We start from the raw sequence: 22,415 nt of genomic DNA on the forward strand, positions 1-22,415 counted from the left end.
GGGTAGCGAGGACTGGAGGGACGCAAGCGGGAGCGGCCCTCGGGAGCGACCACGTTGGAGTGGAACGCCGAGCGTCGCCGCCGCGCCGTCCCCGTGTCCTACCCCATACGTTTAGGTGTGGGAGTTCGTAGCACATACAGACCATGAACGATACGGTACGGGAGGAGCTGACGCGCGCGTGTCGAAGCGCCATCGGGGATTCGCTCCGGAGCATCGTCCACTTCACCGCCGACGGCTACGAACAGCTCTACTTGCGCGAGGACCTGGAGGCGTCGGCGGATTTGGCGTCGTTCGTGGAGAACGAGCGCCGCGGGTTCGAGCGCCGAGAGACGGGCGCGAACTCCGAGCTCGGCGGCTACGAGTACACGATACACAGCCACGCGGACGGCGCGTTGACGCGCGTCGTCACGGACGACGAGGGCGTCTTCGTCACGACCGACCCGCTCTCGACGGCGCGCTTCGAGGAGGTGGCGACGGCGGTCCGGGAAGTGCTCGACGGGACGAACTGAACTGCGGGAGTAAAAACGGATAGACGAACGGAGGCGCGAACGGGCCGCACGAACGGAGTAACGGGGCGCTATCGGGGTAGCGACGGAAGGAGTGGAGCGCCGAGGGTGAGATTTGAACTCACGAGTCCGTGTGGACAGTTGCTTTCGAGGCAACCGCCTTGGCCAGGCTAGGCTACCTCGGCTTACTTCGGCGTAGTCGCCTTCCGACTTTAGCCGTTTCGATTCGCGCCCACGGCGGCGCGGGCTACTCCTCCTCGCCGTACATCTCGACGTCGAGTTTGCGGGCGGCCCGCGAGATGAGGTGCGCGCCCGTGGGCGCGGTGACGAAGAGGAAGACGATGCCGACGAGGGAGGTGAGCCCGGCGCCGAAGGGACCAAAGCGGACGAAGCCGGCGAGGAACATCGAGGCCGCGCCGAGCGTCGTCGCCTTCGAGGTGGCGTGCATCCGGTTGTAGACGTCCGGGAAGCGCAGCAGGCCGATGGTGCCGACGCAGAGGAAGAACGTCCCGACGACGACGAGCGCGGCGACGACGGCGAGCCGGAGCGCCGAGGGGCCGGCCGCGGCGTGCCCGGCCTCGCCCGCGCCCTCGGTCGCGGCGACGGCGACGGCCGTGCCGAGGGAGAGCGCGAGGCTCATTCGATGATCGCCCCCTCGGTGAGGTACTTCGCGGCGACGACCGTCGTCACGAAGCCGACGATGGCGAGCATCACGGCGACGAGGACGAAGAACGACCGGTCGGCCTCCAGGGCGTGGACGACGACGATGCCGACGACGCACGTCGAGATGGTGTCGAGCGCGACCGCCCGGTCGGGGACGGTCGGGCCGACGACGACGCGGTACGTGCAGGCGAGCGCGCAGAGCGCGGCGATCGCGCCGCAGGCGACGAGGACGAGGTGGTAGAGTTCGGGGGCGTTCATCGCTCGTCCACCCCCGTCTGGTCGGCGTCGGCATTCGCGCCGTCGGCGGCGTCGGCCGGCGCGTCCTCGGTGTCGGCCGCCGCGTCGGCGTCTGTGTCCGCCGGCGGCTCCCACGCGCCTTCGAGGGCGGCCTCGCGGGGCGCGCGCTCGGAGTCGACGTCCTCGCCGAAGATGTCGATGGCGTAGCGCTCCCAGCGGCGTATCGGGGCGACGAGGCCCTCGACGTCCGCGGTGTCGACGGCGTGGACGGAGAGGGCGTTCGCCTCCGCGTCGTAGTCCATGGTGAGGGTGCCGGGCGTGAGCGTGATGGAGTTAGCGATAGTCGTAATCGCGGCGTTGCTCTCGACGCGCAGCGGGACGACGACGACGCCGGGGTCGAGGCGCGGCGACGGGGAGAGCACGCGCTTTGCGACGTCGACGTTCGCGGTGAGGAGCTCGTATCCGAAGTCGAGGACGTAGACGACGACACCGCGGACGAGCGTCGGCGTCCGGCCGAGGTCGCTGCGACCCGGGAAGAGCGTGCGGAAGGTGTACGTGACGGGGAGCGAGAGGACGAGGCCGGCGACGAAGCCGGCGGCGATTCCCCGGAGCGTCCCGGGCGCTTCGGCGACGAATATCCAGACGACGGCGAAGCCGACGCCGGCGGTCACCCAGCGCGGGATGGATTTCACGCGACACCACCCCCGAGCACCGCGCGGACATAGGCGTCGCGGCCCGGTCCGGTGGCGACGTGACCGGCGGCCTCGGCGAAGCCGTAGACGGGCCCGAAACCGACGCCGACGGCGACGATGCAGCCGGCGAGAGCGACGACGACGGCGAGCCGGACGGGGTCGAGCGCGCCCATCGACGCGACGACGTCGGTGCGCTCGCCCCAGAAGGCGCGGTTCCACGTCCGCGAGACGTACGCGATGGTGAGCACGGCACCGGCGACGGCGACGGCGAGCGCGACGGTCGCGTCGCCGAGCGCGGCCGCGCGGAAGACGAGGAGTTTGCCGAAGAAGCCGGCGAGCGGCGGGATGCCGACGAGGGAGAGCCCGCCGACGAGGAACGCCCCGGCGAGCGTCGGCGAGCGGCCGGCGAGTCCCCCGAGGACGTCGAGTTCGGTCGTGCCCGCGGCGTCCTCGACGAGGCCGCCGACGAGGAAGAGCAGGGGCTTGGCGAGCGCGTGGTTGAGCGCGTAGACGAGCGCGGCGGCGACGCCGACCGTTCGGAGGTCGGGGACGGCGGCCGCGACGGCGAGCGGGAGGACGATGAAGCCCACCTGCCCGATGCTGGAGTACGCGAGCGTCTCCTCGAACGTCGGGCGGTCGAGCGCGGCGAGGCCGCCGACGAGGATGGACGCGCCGGCGAGCGCGAAGAGGACGGGCCCGTAGGCCGCGAGGAGGTCGCCGGCGAGGCCGCCGAGGGTGAAGGTGGGGTCGGCGGCGGCGAAGACGACGAAGCCGACGCGGATGACCGCGTAGACGCCGACCTTCTTGGCGACGCCGGCGAGCATCGCGGCGGCGGGGGCGGGCGCGGCGGCGTACGCCGAGGGCACCCACCACTGGAAGGGGACGAGGCCGGCCTTCAGCCCGAAGACGGCGAGCAACAGGAGCGAGAGACCGAGGACGGGCGTCGCCTCCGCGGGGGAGGCGGCGGCGAGCCAGCGCGCCATGTCGGCCATGTTGAGCGTGCCCGTGACGCCGTAGAGGCCGCCGACGGCGAGGAGCATCAGGCTGGAGCCGACGAGGTTGAGCACGACGTAGCGCGTCGCGGCGAGCGTGCCGTCGCGGCCGCTGTAGAAGGCGACGAGGCCGTAGGAGGCCATGAGGGTCACCTCGAACCAGACGAAGAGGTTGAAGAGGTCGCCGGTGAGGAACGCGCCCGTCGAGCCGACGAGGAGGAAGTGAAAGAGCGTGTGGTAGGAGACGCGCTGGCCGGGCGCCTTGAGGTGTCGGACGCTGTAGACGAGCGTGAGCGGCGCGACGACGGCCGTCATGGTGAGCATGAAGCCCGAGAGCGGGTCGGCGACGAGCGTGATGCCGTAGGGCGCGCGCCAGTTCCCGACCTGATACGCGAGGGTGTTCGCGGGCCAGACCCGCGCGAGGAGCGCGAAGGTCGTGGCGCTGTACGCGACGACGCCGACGAGGCTACACGTGCGCTGGACGCGCGGCGCGAAGCGCACGAGGATGCAGGTAATCGCGGTGACGAGCGCCACGAGCACGGGCGCGATGACGAGGTTCGTCGTCATCGGACCGCCCCCTGGATGTCGTCGAGGTCGATGGAGCCGTGCTCCTGGTACGTCCGGTAGACGAGGACGAGCAGGAGCGCGGTCGTGGCGAAGCCGATGACGACGGCGGTGAGCACGAGCGCCTGCACGAGCGGGTCGGTGATCGTCCCGCCGTGGCCGAGGATGGGCGCGACGCCGCCGATGCCGCCCATCGTGACGAGGTAGACGTTCGTCGCCTGCGAGAGCACGAGCACGCCGAAGACGACGCGCACGAGGTCGCGGCGGAGGACGAGGAACGTCCCCGCGGTGAACAGCACGCCGAGGGCGAGCGCGAGGACGACTTCGGCGTCGCTCATTCCGCGCCCACCACCGAGATGATCGTGAGGAGCGCGCCGACGACGACGGCGTAGACCCCGAGGTCGAAGACGACGGCGGAGGCGAGCTCGATGTGTCCGAAGAGCGGGACGGTCGCGTAGCGGAACGTCTGTGTCATGAAGGGGATGGTCGTGTCCGTGAGGTAGCCGTAGAGCATCGCGGCGAGACCGCCGGCGACGGCGACGGCGAGCCCGGCCGCGTAGAGCGTCTGGTAGTCCCGAACGACGCCGTGCTGGACGTGCTCGACCGCGGTCTCGACCTCGCGGCCGAAGACGTCCTCCTCGACGACGTCGAGGCCGTACGCGAGGTAGGCGAGCGCGACGACGGAGGCGGTGAGCACGCCGGCGATGAAGCCGCCGCCCGGGAGGTTGTGCCCCTGCAGGAAGAACGCGAAGGAGACGACGAACCCGAGCGGGAGGACGAGGCGCGTGATCGTGCGCAGGATGACCGTCGTCATGGCGTCTCACCCCGCTCGCGCATGACGATGAGGGTGAGCACCGTCACGGCGGCCATGGCGACGACGCTGATCTCGCCGAGCGTGTCGAGGCCGCGGAAGTCGACGAGGATGACGTTCACGATGTTGTGACCGCCGGCCTGCTCGACCGTATTCTCCACGAAGTAGGTGGCGATGGCGTCGGGGCTCGCGTCGGTGGCGACGAGCGTCGTGACGGTGACGAGGCCGCCGACGAGCACGGAGATGACGGCGTCGCGGGCCGCCCGGGAGCGCTCGATGCGCCCGTAGTAGCTCGGGAGTTTGTCGAGGATGACGAGGAAGACGACGAACGTCACGGTCTCGACGACGACCTGCGTGAGCGCGACGTCGGGCGCGCTGGCGAGGACGAAGAAGACGGTGACGGCGAAGCCGACGACGGAGAGCGCCATGACGCCCGCGACGTGCGAGGGCGCACGGACGGCGGCCACGGCGGCCACGGCCGCGACGGCGAGGATTATCGTGAGCCCCGCGCCGAGCGTCGGGCCGGCGGTCGGGACGGCGATGCCGGTGGCGAGGTAGCCGAAGCCGGCGAGCGCGACCGCGCCGACGAACGTCCACGCGGCGTACGTCCGCAGATGGCCGGTCCAGAGAGCGCGCTGGACGCGCGTACTCGCGTGGTTCGCGCCGTAGACGAAGCCGTCGTACCAGCCGTCGGCGCGCAGGACCGGGAGCGCGCCGAGGAGGCCGCGGGTCGCCCACCGGACGGTGCGCCACCGGAGGTAGCAGACGATGCCGCCGGCGATGGCGAGCGCGCTCATGACGACGGCGGGCGAGACGTACGTCGGGAGGTAGTAGTGGAAGCTCGCGGCGTGGCCGGCGGCCTCGGGGCCGAGCGTCGCGCCGACGACCCAGCCGACGAAGGACTCGACGGGTGCGAGGGGCGCGCCGAGCGCGGCCGTGATTCCGCCGAGGCCGATGACGCCCGCGATGGCGGCGAGGGCGACCGGCGGGCCGGTCATCGACCACGGCGCGCGGTGGACGTGGCCGAGCGTGTCGGGGCGCTCGCCGAAGAAGACGGCGAGGAAGCGAAGCGAGTAGGCGAGCGTGAAGACGCTGCCGACGACGGCGACGACGGGCGCGAGCCACGCGAGCCCGCCGGCGTGGTGGGCGAACTCGTAGCTCGCCTCGAAGAGGAGCTCCTTCGAGTAGAAGCCGTTGAACGGCGGGACGCCGCCCATCCCGAGCGCGGCGACGACGGCGACGGCCGCGGTTATCGGGAGGTCGTGGCGGAGGCCGCCGAGGTCGTCGAACGCCCGCGTCCCCGCTTCGTGGGCGACGATGCCGGCGACGAGGAAGAGCGCGGCCTTGAACGCGGCGTGGTTGAGGATGTGGAAGACCGCGGTCTCGGAGCCGAGCGCGCCCGTGAAGCCGAAACCGGCGACGATGAGCCCGAGGTGGCTCACCGTCGAGTACGCGAGGAGCTCCTTCAGTTCGCTCGCGCAGACGGCGAGGATCGCGGCGACGAGCATCGTGCAGAGGCCGAGCGCGACGAAAATCTCGGTCCAGTGGTCGCCGACGAGAATCGGGCGGACGCGCCCGAGGAGGAAGACGCCGGCCTTCACCATCGTCGCGGAGTGGAGGAAGGCCGAGACGGGCGTCGGGGCGGCCATCGCGTCCGGGAGCCAGACGTGGAAGGGAACCTGTGCGGATTTGGTGGCTGCACCGATGCCGACGAGCGAGAGTATCGGGAGGAGTAAGCCCGCCCGCTCGACGGCGGCGCGGGTCGCGGCGGGCTCGGCGAGCATCGCGGCCAACGAGTAGGTGCCGACGGTGCTCGCCAGGAGCACGAAGCCGACGAGCATGAAGAGGCCGCCGCCGACGGTGACGAGCATGGCCTTCCGCGCGGCGTAGCGCGAGTCGCGGCGGTCCGAGTAGTGACCGACGAGGAGGAAGGAGGCGACGCTCGTCAGCTCCCAGAAGCAAAAGAGGACGACGAGGTCGCCGGCGTAGACGACGCCGAGCATCGATCCCATGAACGCGAGCATCGTCGCGTAATACTTCGGCTGGCCGGGCTCGCCGCGCATGTACCCCGCGGAGTACAGGAAGACGAGGACGCCGACGCCGCTGGCGAGCGCGCCGACGAGCGTGGCGAGGCCGTCGACGTAGAAGCCGAGGGAGACGGAGAGCGGGCCGACCCACGAGACGGCCGCGCCGCCGTGCGTCCCGGCGAGCGTGACGACCAACCCGAAGCAGACCGCGGCGACCGCGGCCGCGTAGTACGCAGTCCGGTTCCCGAGGGCCCGCGCCACGAGTGGCGTGGCCGCCGCGGCGGCGAACGGCAGCCCCACCAGGGCGAGGAGGACCCACAGGTCGGGTGTCGGTTGCACGTTCGAGTCGTAGGGGAGTCCGAGTATAAAGGTGGCCACGATTCGTCGTGTTGGGGAACCGCCAGAATACAGAAGTAGGTACGCGGCCTCGATACTGGTGCGCGGCGCTCCGGCGACACTCGTCGGCGTCGCCCTCGGAACCACCACCACCCTCACCATCCTGACGTCGGCGGTGGCCGGGGCGTGCGCTCTGTCGTCGCACGAGCGTCGTGCGCTCCGCCGTCAGGTTCTCGCGCCCGTCAGAGGCGACCGCCGAGCGGTCGCTACGACGACACGACGTCCGGGTCGTAGAGCGACCGGCACGCGCAGTCGGCGTCCACGTGTCGCTCCACGAAGCGCGGGATGACCGCGTGCGCGAGTCTGTTCTCGGGGTCGGGGACGTCGTCCCGTTCGGCGAGCACGTCGTCGACGACATCGCGGAGGACCGAGAGCGCCTCCCGGGTCGCCTCGCGCGTCCCGTAGCCCGCGACGGGGTGGTCGGAGACGTGTCGCGTCCCGTCCTCGTGAATCGTCGAGAGCAACACGTGATAGGGGCAGGTCTCGTCGGTCGGCGACTTCGACACCCAGAGGTCGACCGCGAACGCCGGCGTGACGCGACGGCGCCACCGGCGCTCGGTGTCCCGGGCGCGCTCCGCGGTCACCTCGGTCCACGCGTCGGGGAGGGAGTCGTCCATGACCGCGCGTTCGGTACCGCGAGCCAAGAAACGCCGGGGCCGGTCGCGCCGTCGCTTTAAGTCGTTCTCGTCACAAGCAGTAGATACGACCGAGGGACGCCCCGCTTCTCGGGCGTCCAACGCCGACCGCCGAGCGGCGGTGCACGCGCTTCTCCGATACGCCGGCGGCAGACTCATTTCGCCGTCCCTCGACGTCGGGTAGTCGTGCGTTTATCCGTCTGCGCACGGTAGCGGGAGTCGATGACCGACGCCGCCACGTCGGCCCCCGAGTTCGAGGTGGTCGACGAGGAGCAGTTCAGCCAGCGGCCGGGGGACGGTGCGCTCGCGCGCGCCGCCCACAGGCGCGACACGACGGTCGGCCGGTGGGGACCGACGAGCCCGAGCGCGACGCAGATCGGCCGCGCGCGCTCGCCCGACGCGGACGTCTCGGAAAGCCTCCGTCGCCTCCACGAGGAGCGCCACCCGGCGACCGAAGGCCACGGCGCGCGCCAACACCGCCTCGAGAAACTGCGGATCACGCACGCGCTCTGTAACGACCTCGACGTGACGCCGTGGCAGCGCGACCGCGCGCTCGGCGTGATGGTCGACCTCGACCTGACCGCGTTCGGGAGCCAGCGCGCCATCGAGAAGGTCGCGCTCGTCACCATCCGGCACGTCGTCGACGACGAACGCGAGCGCTATCTGGGTCTGCAGGACCAGGCGTGGCTCGCCGAGCAACCCCCCGAGCGCCTCGAAAGCCTCTACGAGCAGTTCACCTCGCTCACGGACGACCCGCGCTTCGAGGCGCTCGCGGAGAAACACGGGCTCTCGATCACGTCGCTCAACCGTCTCCGGCGCGTGCTGCGCGCACAACTCGACGAACAGGACCTCCACGGCGCGGTCTACGGCCGCAACCCCTACCGCGACCCGAACCTCCCGAGCGCGGACCTCGACGCTGACGACGGCGGCGATGCGGATGCGGACGACGGCGGAGACACCGACACGGCGTAACGCGACCGTCCCGTCCGGCCCCGTCGGCACCCTCTTACACCTTATACAGTATCCACACCCTCCGAGGGGCCAAGGGGGTGTGAACGGTTCCCGTCTGTTGAGAGTGTATCCGAGAAACTAAACAACCCCAGGATAAGTCCTTTATGGCTGGTTGGTTGTCGTAGCGTCGTGGAAGATATGCACGCGTTCGTCAACCAAAGTCCGGAGGAACGTGGGGAAGTTCGCGTATCGGGTCGGAATCGGTGGACGGGGTACCAGGGGTGGTGTTCGTGAGTCCCATCGTCATCGGGCTGATCGGGATCGTCGTCCTGATGCTCGGCGTCGGCTTCTACGTCTCCCGGAAGGTGAAGGGGGACAGCGTGAACTACATCGTCGCGGGCCGGGGGTTGATCCTCCCGCTCGCGGCGGCGACGCTGATGGCGCAGTCGCTCGACTCGAACGCGACGCTCGGGAACACGGACCTCGTCGCGTCCGCGGGCTTCTGGGCGGGCGCGGCGCTCCCGGTCGGCCTCGCCACCTGCCTGTTCCTCACGGGGTTGTTCTTCGCCAAGCCGATGAACCGGATGAACCTCGTGACGCTCCCGGACTTCTACCGGCGCAAGTACGGCCGCGTCGTCGAGGTGCTCTCCTCGGGCGTGATGCTCCTCGCGTACGCCTTCCTGCTCGCCGGCAACCTCGTCGCCGGTGGCTACCTCTTCCAGATATTCCTCGGCTTCGACTACACGATCGGCGTCGTCGCCATCGCCGCGATAATCTTCAGCTACACCGTCGCCGGCGGGCTCTTCTCGGTCGCGTACACCGACGTTATCCAGGCCGGCATCGCGCTCGTTGGCTCGCTCGCCCTCATCGTCTACGTCGCCACCCACTACGGGCTCACCGTCCCGAGCGGGATGGGGCCGACCGCGTTCGGTCAGCTCACCAATCCCGCGCAGGGCGCGTACATCAACTGGGCGTCGATAATCGCGCTCGGCCTCGGCGACATCGTCGCCATCGACTTCATGGAGCGCGTCTTCGCCGCCGACGACCCCGAGACGGCCCAGAAGGCCTGCTTCATCGGGAGCGCCGGCACGCTCATCATCGGCATCCCGTTCTCCGTCGTCGCGCTCTCGATGCCGTCGATTCTCTCATCGCTCGGCGTCCAATCCGGCAGCGAGGCGATGCTCTACACGCTCCTCCAGACCGGCGTGCCGACGTGGCTCGCCGTCCTCGTGTTGGGCGGTATCGTCGCCGCCTCCTTCTCGACGGGCGACGGCGCGATTCTCGGGACGTCCGCCGTCCTCGCGCGCAACGTCGTCGGCATCCGCGTCGACGAGAGCGCCCACGAGGACGAGCACGCGGCGGCCGACGCGGACGACGACCTCGTCGACACGGACGCGGACAAACTGCTCACGACGACGCGGCTGATGGCGGTGCCCGTGACGGTACTCGGGGTCTTCTTCGCCCTCCAGGTCGCCCAGACCGGGATGCTCCTGCTGCTCGCCTTCGACGTGATGCTCGCCGCGCTGCTCGTGCCGTTCGTCTTCGGGCTGTTCAAACCCGACTTCGCCACGCGGCAGGCCGCGCTCGCGTCGATACTCACGGGCTCGCTCACCCGCCTCGTGCTGTTCGCGCTCGTCCCGACGACGTACGCGATTCCGAACTCCCTGCTCTACATCCAGAACCCGTGGTTCACGCCCGCGTTCGACGGCCTCCCGACGTTCATCGCGCCCGCGCTCGCGCTCGTCACCTACGTCGGCGTCGCCGCGGTCACGGAGGATGCCGAAGTCGAGGAACGCGCGCGCACCCACGCGGGTGCCGCCGAACCGATGGACGACTGACGGACCCCACCGCTCGCTCCCGCTCGTCCTCTCTCGTTCGGTTTTGGGTCGTAATAGCGAATGTCGCGGACAGGAATAGGCGTATATGGTTTCAGTACACACACCTACAACGAGTATGGATGGTCGTTCGTGAGAAAGTATCGGGGTGGAAGACGCCGTGACGGGTGAGGACGTCCGCATCACGCGGAAGGTCCAACAGCTCGGTTCGTCGACGCTCGCGGTGACGCTCCCCGCGGAGTGGGCGCGCGAGCACGACGTGGAGAAGGGGGACTCGGTCGTCGTCCAGCGCGACGAGAGCAGCGGCTCGCTCCTCGTCGTCCCCGACCGCACGCTGATCGACGACGCGGAGACGACGGTGGACGCGAGCGGGCTCGACGCCGACGCGCTGCGCCGCGCCGTCATCGCCCAGTACGTTCTGGGGCGGCGGCTCGTCCACGTCACCGACGACGGCCCGATTGCGCCCGGCCACCGCGACGCCGTCCTCGACGCCGAGCGCGGGCTGATGGGCGTCGGCGTCGTCGAGGAGACCGCGGAGGCGATGACGCTCCGGTGTTCCATCGCCGCCGACGACTTCGAGCTCCCGACGCTCCTCGGCCGCCTCGACCGCACCGAGACGACGATGCGCAGTGAAGCGCTCGCCGCGTTCCTCGACGGCGACGCCGAGCGCGCCCGCGCGCTCACGCAGCGCCACGCGCAGGTGGACAAGCTCTTCTACCTCCTCCTGCGCGTCCTCTTCGCCACCTACCGGAACCCCGACCTCAACCGCGCGGTCGGCGTCGACACCGGCTTCCCGCTGATCGGCTATCGCTCCGTCGCCCAGGACGTCGTGTTGATGGCGGACGCCGCGACGGACCTCGCCGCGCTGACCGACGAGCCGGTCCCCGAGGGCGCGCGCGAGCACCTGCGCGAACTCGCGGACGCCATCGACGACGCCGCGGACGCCGCGCGGAACGCCGTCGTCGAGCCCTCGTACGCTGACGTCACACGCGCACGCGAGGCGCTCGACCGGGCGCGCGAACGCACCGACGCCGCGAACGACTACCTCGAACGCGAGCGCCCCGAGCCGCTCCTCCGCCTCCAGCGCGCCGTCTGCGCCCTCGGCGGCGACGCCCGCCACGTCCGGGACACCCTCGACGTCGCCACGCGCCTCACCTTCCGCGACGGCAGCGGCGCGACGCCCGAGTAGGGCGTCCCAGACCCGTTTTCGACGGCGGTCACGTCCGCCGAGCGACGCGTCCATCACTACCGCTCGACACGTGACGCGCGTCGCGCGAGCGCGTGACCTTATATGCCTCTAGGTGTCGAAGGCGACTCGAACCGTTGGGGGACGCACCAACCCCGCATACGAAACAGTACACATCCAAATCAAAGCTTTTCATACCGGATAGAAAAGGTGTGAGCGTCGAAAGAAGCGCACGAACGAGTGCGTATAACGGAGAAAGAAACACGATGACGGAAAACAACTGCAACGGAGCGGACATCTACGGCGACGCGCACAAGGAGGCGAACGAACCCATCTTCAGCGGCATCCCCTCGTTCCTGAAGCTCCCCGAGGTCGACCGGAGCGAACTCGACGAGGCGGACGTCGACGTCGGCATCCTCGGCGCGCCGCTCGACACGGCGACGACCATCCGGCCGGGGACGCGCTACGGCCCGCGCGCGGTCCGCGCGGCCTCCACCGTGCCGTCGCCGCCCTACGAGCACTTCAACATCGAGACGGGCGTCGACCCCTTCGATCACTTCAGCGTCGCGGACACCGGCGACGCCCAGGTCTCGCCCGGCGACACCCGGGGGAGCCAACTGAACATCGAGGACGCCGTCGCGGAGATAAGCGAGCAGGCGACGCCGGTCGTCATCGGCGGCGACCACTCGATCAGCTACCCCGACATCAAGGGGTGGGCGGAGGCCAACGGCTACGAGGACATCGGCCTCATCCACTTCGACTGCCACGCCGACACGGGCGACGACGGTCTCACCGGCTTCGAGTACGACCACGGCGCGTGGGTCAAACGAGTCTACGACGAGGGCATCATGGCCGGCGAGAACTACACCCTCATCGGCCCGCGCGGCTTCTGGCCGGGCCCCGACACCTACCGCGACATGCGCGACGCCGGCATGAAGTGGTACACCGCGGACGACGTCGCCGCGATGGACCTCTCGGAGATCGTCGCGGACGCCGTCCGGCGCGCCACCGACGACACCGACGCCGTCTGGATATCCTTCGACGTCGACGTCATGGAGCCCGCGTACGCGCCCGGTACCGGCGAACCCGAGCCCGGCGGACTCGTCCCCCGCGAGGCCATCTCCATGGTCCGGGAGTGCGTGAAGGAACTCGACCCCGAGGCCTTCGGCTTCGACGTCGTCGAGGTCTCGCCCGCCTACGACACGAGCGACACCAACTCCTACAACGGCGGCGTCACCTCCGGCTTCGCCAACCGCCTCATCATCGAGGTCCTCGGGAGCATGGCACTCGCCGCCCAGGGCAAGGAGTCGGGCGAACCGATCAGGCCGAAGGAACCGCTCGGCGTCCCGCCGGAAGCCGAAACGCCCGCGGACGACTAGCGTGATCGCGTAGCGATCACGTCGTGGCGAGCGGGGAGCACAGCGACCCGCGAGCAGCGCGGTCGCGTAGCGATTCACGTCCGAGCGCGCGGCGACGCCGGCCACGTCTGCCCGGACGCCGCGCGGGCCGACCCCCGACAGACGTGTTACCTACCACCAACGTCCCGCTTATATACATATCCGTTCTGATAGGAGTATGGATTTTCCGGTTCCCCCCATCGTCGCGCCGGACGACCCCGACGCGTGGTACGCCCCCGAGGTCCGCGCGCAGTACGAGGTCCACCCGAACGTCGTCGTCACCGTCCGCGACATCGGGACGGACTTCACGTACGACGTCCGCGAACCCGTCCTCCCCGCGGCCGACGCCGCGGCGCGCGAGCGGATCGCGGCTCACTTCGCCGACGCGGGCCTCGAACGACCGCGGACGCGCGAGGGGTGCGTCGAGCGCGTCGCGGCCGGCCTCGACGCGAAACACCGCCGTATCGTGGACGGCCTCGCGCCGCGCGCGAAGGCGAGCCGCCGTCGGCTGCGCTACTACGCCCTGCGCGACCTGCGGTGTCTCGGCGACCTGACGCCGTACGCGCTCGACGAGCGCATCGAGATCGCGGACGCGAGCGACGAGCGCCTCGTCGTCCACACGGTCGATTACGCGCCCGCGCTGACGGCTCTGCCGGCGCGGCCGGACCACCTCGGGCGCTTCCTCTCCGAGCGCGTCGAGACGTACACCGTTCCCTTCGGCGACGTCGACGTGCCGGTCGTCGTCTACCGCGAACACCTCCTCGGCGCGGACCCCTTCGACCTCCAGTACGCCGTCCAGGAGCCCCCGTTGCTCCCCGGCGACGCCGAACTGGTCGCGGCGTGCAAGGACCGCATCTGGGAGACGAACGTCGACGAGGTCGTCGCGGACCGGACGAGCTTCGTCCGCGAGCACGCCGAGCGCTACCTCTCGCGCGCGCTCGCCGCCGAGCAGACCCGCGCGTGGCGCGACGCCGTCGGCTATCGCGTCCGGGCGGCGCTCGCGGCCTACGACCTCGCCGTCCCGCCGGTGAGCCGGCGTTTCGAGGACGGCCGCCTCGACGACCTCGTCTACTACGTCCTCCGGGATTTCGTCGGCGACGGCGAGCTCACGGTGCCGATTCGCGACGACAACCTGGAGGACGTCGAGGCGAATCGCGTCGGCGAGCGCGTGAAGGTCGTCCCTCGGGGTGGTGACGAGCGCGTCCCGACGAACCTCGTCTTCACGGACGAGGCGCGCTTCGTCAACCTCGTCACCCAGCTCGCGGCGAGCGACGGCGTCGAGTTGAACGCCGCGCGCCCCTCCGCGAAGGTGAACCTCCGACCGCCCGAGGTGGACGCCGACGTCACGATACGCTGTGCGGTCGCGCTCCCCGTCATCAGCGCCGACGGCCCGCACGTCTCCATCCGCAAGCAGTCGCCCGACCCGCTCACGCCCGTCGACCTCGTGCGCGCGAACAGCATGCCGACGGAGGCCGTCGCGTACCTCTGGCTCGCCTACGAACACCACGCCGCGGTCCTGTTCAGCGGCGCGACGGGCGTCGGGAAGACGACGCTCATGAACGCGCACCTCCCGTTCGTCCCGTTCGACGACCGACCGGTCAGCATCGACGAGGGCTCCCGAGAGGTCAGACTCCCCCACGAGACCGGCGTCTCGCTCACCACGCGCGACCACGAGAGCGAGTTCAAGCGCGTCACGATGGCCGACCTGATGACCGAGACGAACTACCTGAACCCCGACGTCGAGGTCATCGCGGAGATAAACAGCCCCGCGAGCTTCGAAACCTTCGGCGAGGTCCTCAACACCGGCCACGGCGTCATCGGGACGACGCACGCCGAGGACGTGGAGACGCTCGTCAACCGCGTCACCGAGCGCGGCCTCCCGGCGTACCTCCTGCGCGAGGTCGACCTCGTCGTCTTCCCGCGCCACGTCGACGGCGAGCGCTACGTCGGCGAGCTCGTCGAACTCGTCCGCGACGACGACGCCCCCGCGGACGGCGAGGTCGTCAACGACGGCGTGGCGGTCAGATACCGCCGGCTCGTCGAGCGCACCCACGACGGCGGCTTCCGAGTGAGCGGCGGCGAGTCGGCGTTCCTCGCGCGTCTCGCGGCCCGGACGGACCGCCACGTCGACGACGTCCGCGCCGAGTACGAGCGCAAACACCGCTACGTCCGCTACCTCGTCGAGCACGACGTGAGCGACGTCGACGCGCTCTTCAGCTTCCTCGCGGACCTGCGCGTCGACGAGGCCGCGACGGTCGAGCGCGTGCGGCGCGGGCGCGACGCCGGCCCGAACCCGCGGCCCGCGGACGCCGACGACCGCGACGACCGGAGGGTGGCGTGAGAGGGGTGCGGGGCCTCGACCGGGCGTGTTACGCGCTGTTCGGCGGGCGCTCCGAGCGCCCGCGACACGAGCGCGACCGGAGTCACTACCGCGCGACCACGATCACGACGGGCTTCGACGTCTACGTCGCGCGCGTCTACGCGGCCGCGGCGCTCTGTGCGCTCGCCGTCGGCGCGCTGGGCGCGGGCGCGTGCCTCGCGCTCGGCGGGCCGCTGTTCGTCGCGCTCCCGGGCGTACCGCACGGTCTCGTGGCCATCCTCGCGGGCGTCGTCGCGGCTGTCGCCGCCTTCGAGGGCGTCGTTCGGGGCGGCGGGCGCTACCTGCAGGCGGCCGCGCTCGCCCGACGCGCCGACATCGAGCAGACGCTCCCGAGCGCGGTGCGCTACCTCCGCGTGTTGGCCTCGGGCGGCGCGGACGACCGGACGCTCGTCGCGCGCGTCGCCGAGCGCCCCGACGCCTTCGGGGAGACGGCCGCGACCTTCCGCACCGTCCAGTCGCGCACCGAACTCACCGGGAGCATGGGCGAGGCGCTTCGCGTCGTCGCCCGCGACACGCCCTCCCGAAGCCTGCTCGCGCCGTTCCTCCTGAAGTTCCGCGAGCACGCCCAGCAGGGCCCGGACGCCGTCGAGAGCTTCCTCGAACTCGAAGCCCGGATGCTGGCGAACCACCAGTCGCGCGCGAACGACGAGGCCGCGGGCTTCCTCGAACTCCTCGCCGAGCTGTTCGTCGTCCTCCTCGTCGTCCCGACGCTCCTCGTGGTCGTCGTCACCGTCCTCAGCGTGCTCGCGCCGTCGCTCGACCGGTCGGTCGCCACCGCGTTCGGCCCGGTGTCGCTGCGCGCGCTCGTCGTCTACGGCTGTGCGGCGTGCGTCCTCGTCATCGGCGCGGGCGCGGCGGCGCTCGTCGACTCCCTGCGGCCGACCGGCTACGGGCTCGACTGGTACGTCCGCTCGTCGAGCGTCGAGGGGGTGCTCGCGGGCGCGCTCGACAACCCCGCGAACGCGGTCGTCGTCGTCCTCCCGCTGGGCGCGCTCACGGGCGTCGCCCTCCTCCTCACCGGTCTCGACGCCGTCAACGCCGCGTTGCTCGGCTACGCCGCCGGCGCGATTCCCGTTGGCGCGATTGCGGTGCGCCGGGCGCGCCGCGACGACGCGAAGGACCGGGAGATCAAGGACTTCGTGCACGGCGTCGCCGGCCACGTCGGGCTCGGCCAGCCGTTCGCGGCCGCGGTCGAGGCCGTCGCGCGCGACGCGCACCTCGGGCCGCTGCGGGCTGACGTCGCCGACCTCGCGTTCAACCTCGGGCTGACCGCGTACGGCGACGAGGTGCGCGCGACGGCGCTCGCGCGCTTCACCGAGCGAATCGGCACGCCGCTCGCCGGGCGCTCCATCGGGCTCGTCACGGGCGCGCTCGACGCGGGGAGCGACGCCGAGACGGCCTTCGAGGCCCTCCAGATGGAGATCGGCCGGCTGTACGACGAGCGCAAGGCCCTCCGCTCGCAGCTGCAGGTGTACGTCGCCGTCGGGTGGACGACCGCGCTGCTCGTCGTCGGCATCGTCGTCGTGGTGAACACGTACGTCCTCGGGAGCTTCGCGCAGCTCGCGGCCGTGAGCGGGAGCACCGCGGGCCTCGCCATCGACCCCGCGGCGGTCGACCCCGCCCGCGAGCGCTATCGCTTCTACGTCGTCACGCAGGCGACGATGCTCGCCTGCGGCTGGTTCGCCGGCGCGGCGAGCCGGGGGCGCTACGAGGCGCTGTTGCACTCCGGGCTCCTCGTCGTCCTGACGTACGCCGCCTTCGCACTCGCGGGGGTGATGCGGTGAGCGCGAGGCTGGAGGGCGAAAGCGCGACGTGCCGCGGCCAGTCGCACGTCGTCGGCGTCGCGCTCCTCTGTTGCGTCGCCGTGGTCTCGATGGCCGCCGTCACCGGGAGCGTCGGCGGGGTCGTCGGCGAGACGGCCGCGAACGCCGACGCGACGCGGGTCGCTGACGCGCTCGACGGTGCGGTCGGGCCGACGGTGGGGACAGGACACGCCACCAGACGCGTCCCCTTCGCGGCGGGCCGTCTCCACACCGCGGCGCGCGACGTCCGCGTGCTGGACGCGAACGGGACGGTGGCGCGGTATCGGACGAACGCCGTCACCTTCGACGCCGCGAACCGGGGCGTGACGAGCGTCGCGGGGACGACCGTCGTCCGAACGCGGGGGTGGGCGCGCGTCACGGGGCCCGTCCGCGCGACGGCCGTCCCCGACGCGCTCGTGCTCGACCTCGTGGTCGTCGAAGGCGACGTCGACGTCTCGGGACGCGGCGGCGGCGCGACGCTCCGAACGGACACGACGGTGACGCGCGAGACGCTCGCGGGCGGGACGTACCGCCTCGCCGTCGAGACGCGACACCCCGAGGCGTTCGCGCGTCGCTACGGGCGCGACGGCGTCCCCGGCGCGGTCGTCGGCGAGCGGGACTTCGACGGCGACGGAATCGAGAGCGTCGTCGTCGCGTACCCGCCGGCCGCGCGGGCGTACGTCGTCGTCCGGACCGTGGAGGTGGCGGTGTGAGGACGGACCGGGGGTTGACGCCGGTCGTCTCGAAGACGCTCGGGATCGGGATCGTCCTCTGTTACGTCGCGCTCGTGTCGACGACGCTCTACGGGGGCGTCGTCCCGGCGGCGGAGGCGGACGCCGCGGCGACGCTCGGCGACCGGGTGCTCGCGGCGGGGTCCGTGGCCGTCGAAGACGCGGTGCCGAACGCGGCCGCGGCGTCGGTGCGCGTCCGAGCGGCGGTGTCGCTCCCCGCCACCATCGGCGGACGCCCCTACGAGCTCCGGGCGACGAACCGGACGCTCGTCCTCGACAGCCCCGTGCGCGGCGTCGGCGGGACGGCGTCGCTGAGCCTCCCGGCGCGCGTGACGGGCGTCGAGGGGACGTGGCGGAGCGACCGGCCGGCGGTCGTCGTCGTCACCGGGAACGCGAGCGCGTGCTCGGTCGAACTTCGCGAGGTGCCGGCGTGAGTCGCGGGCGCGGACAGGCCTCCCTGCTCGCGCTCGGCGTCGCGTTGCTCCTCGTGACGGGCGCGCTCGGCGTCGCGCTCGCCGCCACGCACGGGGCGTTCGCGGCCGTGGACCGGGACGCGGCGGACGCCCGGCTCGCGGACTCGCTCGCGGCGCGCGCCGTCGCCCCGGACGGCCCGTTCAGCGACCGAGCGCGCGCGAACGTCCTCGACGGGGCGGCGCTCCGGAACGCGAGCGCGGCCGACCTCGGCGCACTGTTCCCGGCCGCGCGCGGTCACGCCGTCCGCATCGCCCTCGACGGCGACGTCGTCGCGGCGGCGGGCGACGCGAGCGCGGGCGCGACGAGCCGGCGGCTCGTCCTCGTCACGAGCGCGGAGACCCGGACGTACGGCCCGCGCTTCGAGACCGGGACCGGGTTCGCCCTCCGCGGGCGGGTCGACGCCCTCGACGTCACGCTGACCCCGCCGAACGGCACCCGGGTCACGGCCGTCCGCGTCGGCGGGCGCGTCGCCCTCTCCGACCCGCGCGGGCTCGCGGGGGCGTATCGCGTCGCGGTGAGCCCGTACCGGAACGCGAGCGTCGCCGTCGACGCCGACGGCCCGCTCCCCGCGGGGAGCGTCGTGCTCGTCGCGCACGGCGAGACGACGCGGACGGCGGTGCTGGAGGTGCGCGCCCGTGCGTGAGGCGAATCGTGCGTGGTCGGGCGGTGGCGGTGCTCTCCGCGGACGCGACCGCGGTCAGCTCAGCCTCCCGTTGGTCGAGGCGATACTGGGCGTGCTGGTGATACTCGCCGTCGCGGGCGGCTTCGCGCTCGGCGTCCCGGAACACGGAGCGGAGCACCGACTCGACCTGTACGCGAGCGACGCCGCGACCGTGCTCGTCGCCGAGGCCGACGCGGGAAACGCGACGGTGCTCGCGGACGGCGAGCCGGGACGCGCGGCGCTCCGGGCGCACCTCGACGCGATGCTCCCCGCGAGTTGCATGTACCGCGCGACGACGCCGTGGGGGACCGTGGGCTATCCGCGCCCGCCCGGAGTGGCCGTCGGGCGCGCGACCGTCCCGAGCGCCGCGGGTCCGGTCACCGTCGAGGTGTGGGACGCGTGAGCGGGCGCGAGCGGGGCGGACGGGGCGAGCGCGGGCAGCTCGTCCTCGTCGCCGCGGTGGTTATCGCGCTCGCGTTCGTGCCGGCGCTCGCCGCCGTCCTCCAGTTCGGCTACGCGGGCGACGCGGACGCGATGGCGGCCCGCGACGGAACGGCGACGGCGACCGTCGCCGCGCTCGACCCCGCCGTCGACACGGCGCGGCCCGGGCTCGCGGCGAACTACACGTGGACGGAGCGGACGGCGGCCGTCGCGGCCTACCGGAACGCGCTCGACGCGAACGTCGCCCGAGTCGAGAACGCGAGCGTCGGGGGCGGGCGCGTCGTGCTGGCGGCGACGAACGCGAGCGCCGCGACGCGGTGGGCGGCCGAGTCCTGCCCGAGCGGTCGCGGCCGGGTCTTCGGACCCTGCGAGGCCGTCGACGGCGTCGTCGTGCAGGAGCGCGCGAACGAGACGCACGTCGTCGCCGTGGCGTTCGACGTGACGGTCGTCGGGGAGGGAAGCGAGACGCACCTGACGGTCGCGGTCAAGCGCGCTACGTGACTATCGCGCGCTCGTATCTGCGGAAACAACAGTAAGCGGGACGCATATCAGGGAATATGTGATACCAGAGAAAACTCACTATGTGAGTTTTCTCTGAGTTCCAGATATATGAATATACTGGCCGCCTGAATCTGTGAGGTCGAGAAGTCAAAAGGGTGCTAAGCGAAAGTTTACACAGACGTAGTGGAAGAGGGAAAATGTAGTGCCAGAGAAAGAGCGTCCGAGTCAAGATCGCCAATCCAGCTCGGAATCTGAAGAAACACCGCCTGCAGAAACCGTAGAAGAAGCAGCACTCGAAACAGTCCGTCAAGAGTCACGAACAGTCCTTAGCGAGCAAGTCAGCCTTCTCAACGATATTGATGACAAAGCGATGCGGACCGTTCGGACCGCCGTCCTACTCTTGGGCCTCGTCATCTCCGCCATCAAACTCAGCGACCAGCCAGTTGCTCCAAGTGAGATTGGACCCCTGGTATTCTCCATCGGTTCATCTGGGATTGCATTACTTCTTCTTGCGGTTCTTCTCGGATCGATCACGTACTCATACTCAAAACCGGAGCTCGGCGTCAGCAAAGACCACCGGCGTGACGTTGTTCGAGGAGGCTATTCAAACAAAGAATGGCTTCGACTCCAACTTAACGAGTATGATGAATGGATAGATGACATGTCTGAAACAAACTCAATAAACGCATTTCTCCTTACAGTCACACAGATATCCCTCATTACAGGAATTGGTTCACTGCTGTTAGCGTTTGTTAAGTCTGCTAAAATTAGTAGCTCCGCTCTCGAGATGCCAATTATAGTAAGTGGCGTGGGACTGGGGGTTACTGCGGTAGTTTTATGGCTCGCAAAGCGAAACTAGAGGACACGATGGGGCGCTCACCAAAAACGAATGCCGAGCTTGAACCACAGACTGGTAACAAAGGCCCCGGACCTGTCCTTCGAAAAGCCGGTTCGAAGGTTTGGAACGCATTCCGTCGGTAGTTTGTTGTCTTTTGCCGTAGGTTAGTTGAATAGATAGCGAAGCGTACACGTACTCTTCTCCAACCTGGCTTTCAATAGTCGTACAAACGATTTTTGGTAGTAATCAGTCATACAGGCCGAGCACGCTCTATAATCTGGCAATCCCAAGATGAAGAGCCAAGCTGACAAGATTGATACTCAGCCGCGAAAAGTGTGTCAGCCGTCGAGGTCTCCGAACCCGAGTTCGGCGGCGCGTGCTTCGGCGTCCGCCCGGGCGCGCTCGCGGATGGCCTCGACGCTCGCGTCGTCGTCGAGGAAGGCCGTGACGGCGTCGGGGCCGGTGTCGGGCGACGCGGGCGCGCGCTCTCGGGTGCGTTCGGCGAGCGCGGGGTCGCCGGCGAGACGCTCCGCGAGCGCGTCGGGGTCGACCGCAGCGTCCGGGCCGAGCGGCGGGTCTGTGTGGTCGTAGAAGCGAACGTGGTAGGGGCCGGGGAGCGCGAGCGCCGACACGGCCTCGTCGCCGACCGGGCCGGTCGAGTGGCGCACGCGGACGGGGACGCCGTCCTCGAAGGCGACGAGGCCGTCGCCGCCTTCGCCGAGCAGGAGCGCGTCCGCGGGGACGAACTCGGCGTAGCCGGTGACGGCGTCGTCGAGGGCGCGTTCGAGGGCGACGGCGGGGTCGGCGACGACGCGCGAGAAGGTGAGGTCGCCCCCGAAGGCCGCGCGGACGTCCATCTACACCTCCTCTGGGATGACGGCGCTGCGGAAGCGGTCGGCGAGCGCCTCGCCGTCGCCGCTGTCGACGTCGATGGCGGCCGCGGCGTCGTAGTACGCGTTCGCGGCGGGGCTGTCGGGGGCGTGGGCGAGGAGGGGGCGGCCGGCGCGGCGGGCGGCGCGGGCGGCGTCGTCGTCCGGGACCGCGCCGACGATGGGGCCCTCGAAGTAGCGTTCGGCCTTCGGCGTGATGCGCTCGATGCCGTCCTCGGGGCGGACCTTGTTGAACAGGACGCCGGCGACGCCCGTGCCGTACGACGCCGCGTACTCCTGGACTTTGAGGGCGTCGGAGAGCGCGGGGACGGTGGGCTGGGTGACGAGGACGACGCGGTCGGCGAGGACGATGGGGAGGACGGAGGCGGCGGAGTCGAGCGCCGCGGGGGAGTCGAGGAGGAGGACGTCGGTGTCGGCGGCGAGTTCGGCGACGACGTCGCGGAGTCGCGCGGGGTCGGCCTCGCGGAACCCCGCGAGGTCGGTGCCGCAGGGGACGACGGTGAGCCCGAAGCGCTCGTAGCAGGCGTCGGCGACAGCGACGTCGCGGTCGCCGAGGAGGAGGTCGTGGAGGGTGACGTCGGCGTCGTCGAGGCCGGCGTGGAAGAGGAGGTTCGCCATGCCGGTGTCGGCGTCGACGACGGTCACGTCGTACGTCTCGGCGAGCGCCAACCCGAGCGCGAGCGTGCTCGTCGTCTTCCCCGTGCCGCCCTTGCCGCTGGCGACGGCGAACGCTTCGACCATTTGCTACCTCCTAGCGACCGGCGGGTAAAAGCACGCTGGTCGGTGTGTGCGGGCGTGAGCGCCG

Annotated in this window: 23 protein-coding genes and 1 tRNA gene; 13 read left to right on the forward strand and 11 right to left on the reverse strand. The window is 70.7% G+C overall.

What is annotated here, in order from left to right:
- Positions 1 to 143: 143 nt before the first annotated feature.
- Positions 144 to 509 carry a DUF7522 family protein gene (locus IEX84_RS09390; RefSeq protein ID WP_188872218.1) on the forward strand — a complete coding sequence of 122 codons (366 nt, stop codon included), beginning with the start codon at positions 144 to 146 and terminating at the stop codon, positions 507 to 509.
- A 97-nt stretch (positions 510 to 606) separates the two neighbouring features.
- Here IEX84_RS09390 and IEX84_RS09395 read toward each other — a convergent pair.
- The 9 genes from IEX84_RS09395 to IEX84_RS09435 form a co-directional block, all read right to left on the reverse strand.
- Positions 607 to 691, reverse strand: a tRNA-Ser gene (locus IEX84_RS09395).
- Between the two features lie 62 nt (positions 692 to 753).
- The gene (gene mnhG, locus IEX84_RS09400) at positions 754 to 1,146 is read right to left on the reverse strand and encodes a monovalent cation/H(+) antiporter subunit G (RefSeq protein ID WP_188872220.1); all 393 of its coding nucleotides are present in this window, start codon (positions 1,144 to 1,146) and stop codon (positions 754 to 756) included.
- The gene (locus IEX84_RS09405) at positions 1,143 to 1,427 is read right to left on the reverse strand and encodes a monovalent cation/H+ antiporter complex subunit F (protein WP_188872222.1); all 285 of its coding nucleotides are present in this window, start codon (positions 1,425 to 1,427) and stop codon (positions 1,143 to 1,145) included. The genes mnhG and IEX84_RS09405 overlap by 4 nt, the downstream gene beginning before the upstream one ends.
- On the reverse strand, positions 1,424 to 2,098 hold the full coding sequence (locus tag IEX84_RS09410) for a Na+/H+ antiporter subunit E (RefSeq protein WP_229732349.1): 675 nt from the start codon (positions 2,096 to 2,098) through the stop codon (positions 1,424 to 1,426). Before IEX84_RS09410 ends, IEX84_RS09405 begins: the two co-directional genes overlap by 4 nt.
- Positions 2,095 to 3,657 (reverse strand): complex I subunit 5 family protein, encoded by a 1,563-nt coding sequence (locus IEX84_RS09415; RefSeq protein ID WP_188872224.1) that lies wholly within the window; start codon positions 3,655 to 3,657, stop codon positions 2,095 to 2,097. Before IEX84_RS09415 ends, IEX84_RS09410 begins: the two co-directional genes overlap by 4 nt.
- Entirely contained in the window at positions 3,654 to 3,992 is a 339-nt protein-coding gene (locus tag IEX84_RS09420) for a sodium:proton antiporter (protein ID WP_188872226.1), read from the reverse strand. Before IEX84_RS09420 ends, IEX84_RS09415 begins: the two co-directional genes overlap by 4 nt.
- A complete protein-coding gene (locus tag IEX84_RS09425; protein WP_188872228.1) occupies positions 3,989 to 4,468 on the reverse strand; it encodes an MnhB domain-containing protein in 480 nt (159 codons plus the stop codon). The genes IEX84_RS09420 and IEX84_RS09425 overlap by 4 nt, the downstream gene beginning before the upstream one ends.
- Positions 4,465 to 6,831: a hydrogen gas-evolving membrane-bound hydrogenase subunit E gene (mbhE, locus tag IEX84_RS09430; protein ID WP_188872230.1), complete on the reverse strand. Its 2,367-nt coding sequence runs from the start codon at positions 6,829 to 6,831 to the stop codon at positions 4,465 to 4,467. Before mbhE ends, IEX84_RS09425 begins: the two co-directional genes overlap by 4 nt.
- Positions 6,832 to 7,094: 263 nt before the next feature.
- Entirely contained in the window at positions 7,095 to 7,505 is a 411-nt protein-coding gene (locus IEX84_RS09435; RefSeq protein WP_188872232.1) for a hypothetical protein, read from the reverse strand.
- Positions 7,506 to 7,745: 240 nt separating this feature from the next.
- Between IEX84_RS09435 and IEX84_RS09440 the strand changes: the two genes are divergently transcribed.
- The 12 genes from IEX84_RS09440 (at position 7,746) to IEX84_RS09495 (ending at position 20,741) form a co-directional block, all read left to right on the forward strand.
- Positions 7,746 to 8,495, forward strand: a complete 750-nt coding sequence (locus IEX84_RS09440) for a DNA-directed RNA polymerase subunit epsilon (RefSeq protein WP_229732350.1) — start codon at positions 7,746 to 7,748, stop codon at positions 8,493 to 8,495.
- 269 nt (positions 8,496 to 8,764) lie between these two features.
- A complete protein-coding gene (locus IEX84_RS09445; RefSeq protein WP_188872234.1) occupies positions 8,765 to 10,312 on the forward strand; it encodes a sodium:solute symporter family protein in 1,548 nt (515 codons plus the stop codon).
- Between the two features lie 145 nt (positions 10,313 to 10,457).
- Positions 10,458 to 11,498, forward strand: coding sequence for an AbrB/MazE/SpoVT family DNA-binding domain-containing protein (locus IEX84_RS09450; protein WP_229732351.1), 1,041 nt, complete (start codon positions 10,458 to 10,460; stop codon positions 11,496 to 11,498).
- A gap of 263 nt (positions 11,499 to 11,761) precedes the next feature.
- Entirely contained in the window at positions 11,762 to 12,874 is a 1,113-nt protein-coding gene (locus IEX84_RS09455) for an agmatinase family protein (RefSeq protein ID WP_188872236.1), read from the forward strand.
- Between the two features lie 196 nt (positions 12,875 to 13,070).
- Positions 13,071 to 15,233, forward strand: coding sequence for a type II/IV secretion system ATPase subunit (locus tag IEX84_RS09460; RefSeq protein ID WP_188872238.1), 2,163 nt, complete (start codon positions 13,071 to 13,073; stop codon positions 15,231 to 15,233).
- Positions 15,230 to 17,056, forward strand: coding sequence for a type II secretion system F family protein (locus IEX84_RS09465; protein ID WP_188872240.1), 1,827 nt, complete (start codon positions 15,230 to 15,232; stop codon positions 17,054 to 17,056). The genes IEX84_RS09460 and IEX84_RS09465 overlap by 4 nt, the downstream gene beginning before the upstream one ends.
- The gene (locus IEX84_RS09470; protein WP_188872242.1) at positions 17,053 to 17,787 is read left to right on the forward strand and encodes a DUF7289 family protein; all 735 of its coding nucleotides are present in this window, start codon (positions 17,053 to 17,055) and stop codon (positions 17,785 to 17,787) included. Before IEX84_RS09465 ends, IEX84_RS09470 begins: the two co-directional genes overlap by 4 nt.
- Positions 17,784 to 18,239: a DUF7266 family protein gene (locus tag IEX84_RS09475; RefSeq protein WP_188872244.1), complete on the forward strand. Its 456-nt coding sequence runs from the start codon at positions 17,784 to 17,786 to the stop codon at positions 18,237 to 18,239. Before IEX84_RS09470 ends, IEX84_RS09475 begins: the two co-directional genes overlap by 4 nt.
- Entirely contained in the window at positions 18,236 to 18,922 is a 687-nt protein-coding gene (locus tag IEX84_RS09480) for a DUF7263 family protein (RefSeq protein ID WP_188872246.1), read from the forward strand. The genes IEX84_RS09475 and IEX84_RS09480 overlap by 4 nt, the downstream gene beginning before the upstream one ends.
- Positions 18,915 to 19,343, forward strand: a complete 429-nt coding sequence (locus IEX84_RS09485; protein ID WP_188872248.1) for a DUF7262 family protein — start codon at positions 18,915 to 18,917, stop codon at positions 19,341 to 19,343. The genes IEX84_RS09480 and IEX84_RS09485 overlap by 8 nt, the downstream gene beginning before the upstream one ends.
- Positions 19,340 to 19,882 carry a DUF7261 family protein gene (locus IEX84_RS09490; RefSeq protein ID WP_188872250.1) on the forward strand — a complete coding sequence of 181 codons (543 nt, stop codon included), beginning with the start codon at positions 19,340 to 19,342 and terminating at the stop codon, positions 19,880 to 19,882. Before IEX84_RS09485 ends, IEX84_RS09490 begins: the two co-directional genes overlap by 4 nt.
- 202 nt (positions 19,883 to 20,084) lie before the next feature.
- Positions 20,085 to 20,741 (forward strand): hypothetical protein, encoded by a 657-nt coding sequence (locus tag IEX84_RS09495; RefSeq protein ID WP_188872253.1) that lies wholly within the window; start codon positions 20,085 to 20,087, stop codon positions 20,739 to 20,741.
- A gap of 317 nt (positions 20,742 to 21,058) precedes the next feature.
- On the opposite strand, the gene IEX84_RS09500 is transcribed toward IEX84_RS09495, so the two are convergent.
- A complete protein-coding gene (locus tag IEX84_RS09500) occupies positions 21,059 to 21,577 on the reverse strand; it encodes a hypothetical protein (RefSeq protein WP_188872255.1) in 519 nt (172 codons plus the stop codon).
- Positions 21,578 to 22,351, reverse strand: a complete 774-nt coding sequence (locus IEX84_RS09505; protein WP_188872257.1) for a nucleotide-binding protein — start codon at positions 22,349 to 22,351, stop codon at positions 21,578 to 21,580.
- Between the last annotated feature and the right edge of the window lie 64 nt (positions 22,352 to 22,415).

This window comes from Halarchaeum rubridurum (assembly GCF_014647115.1).
Taxonomy (GTDB): Archaea; Halobacteriota; Halobacteria; order Halobacteriales; family Halobacteriaceae; genus Halarchaeum; species Halarchaeum rubridurum.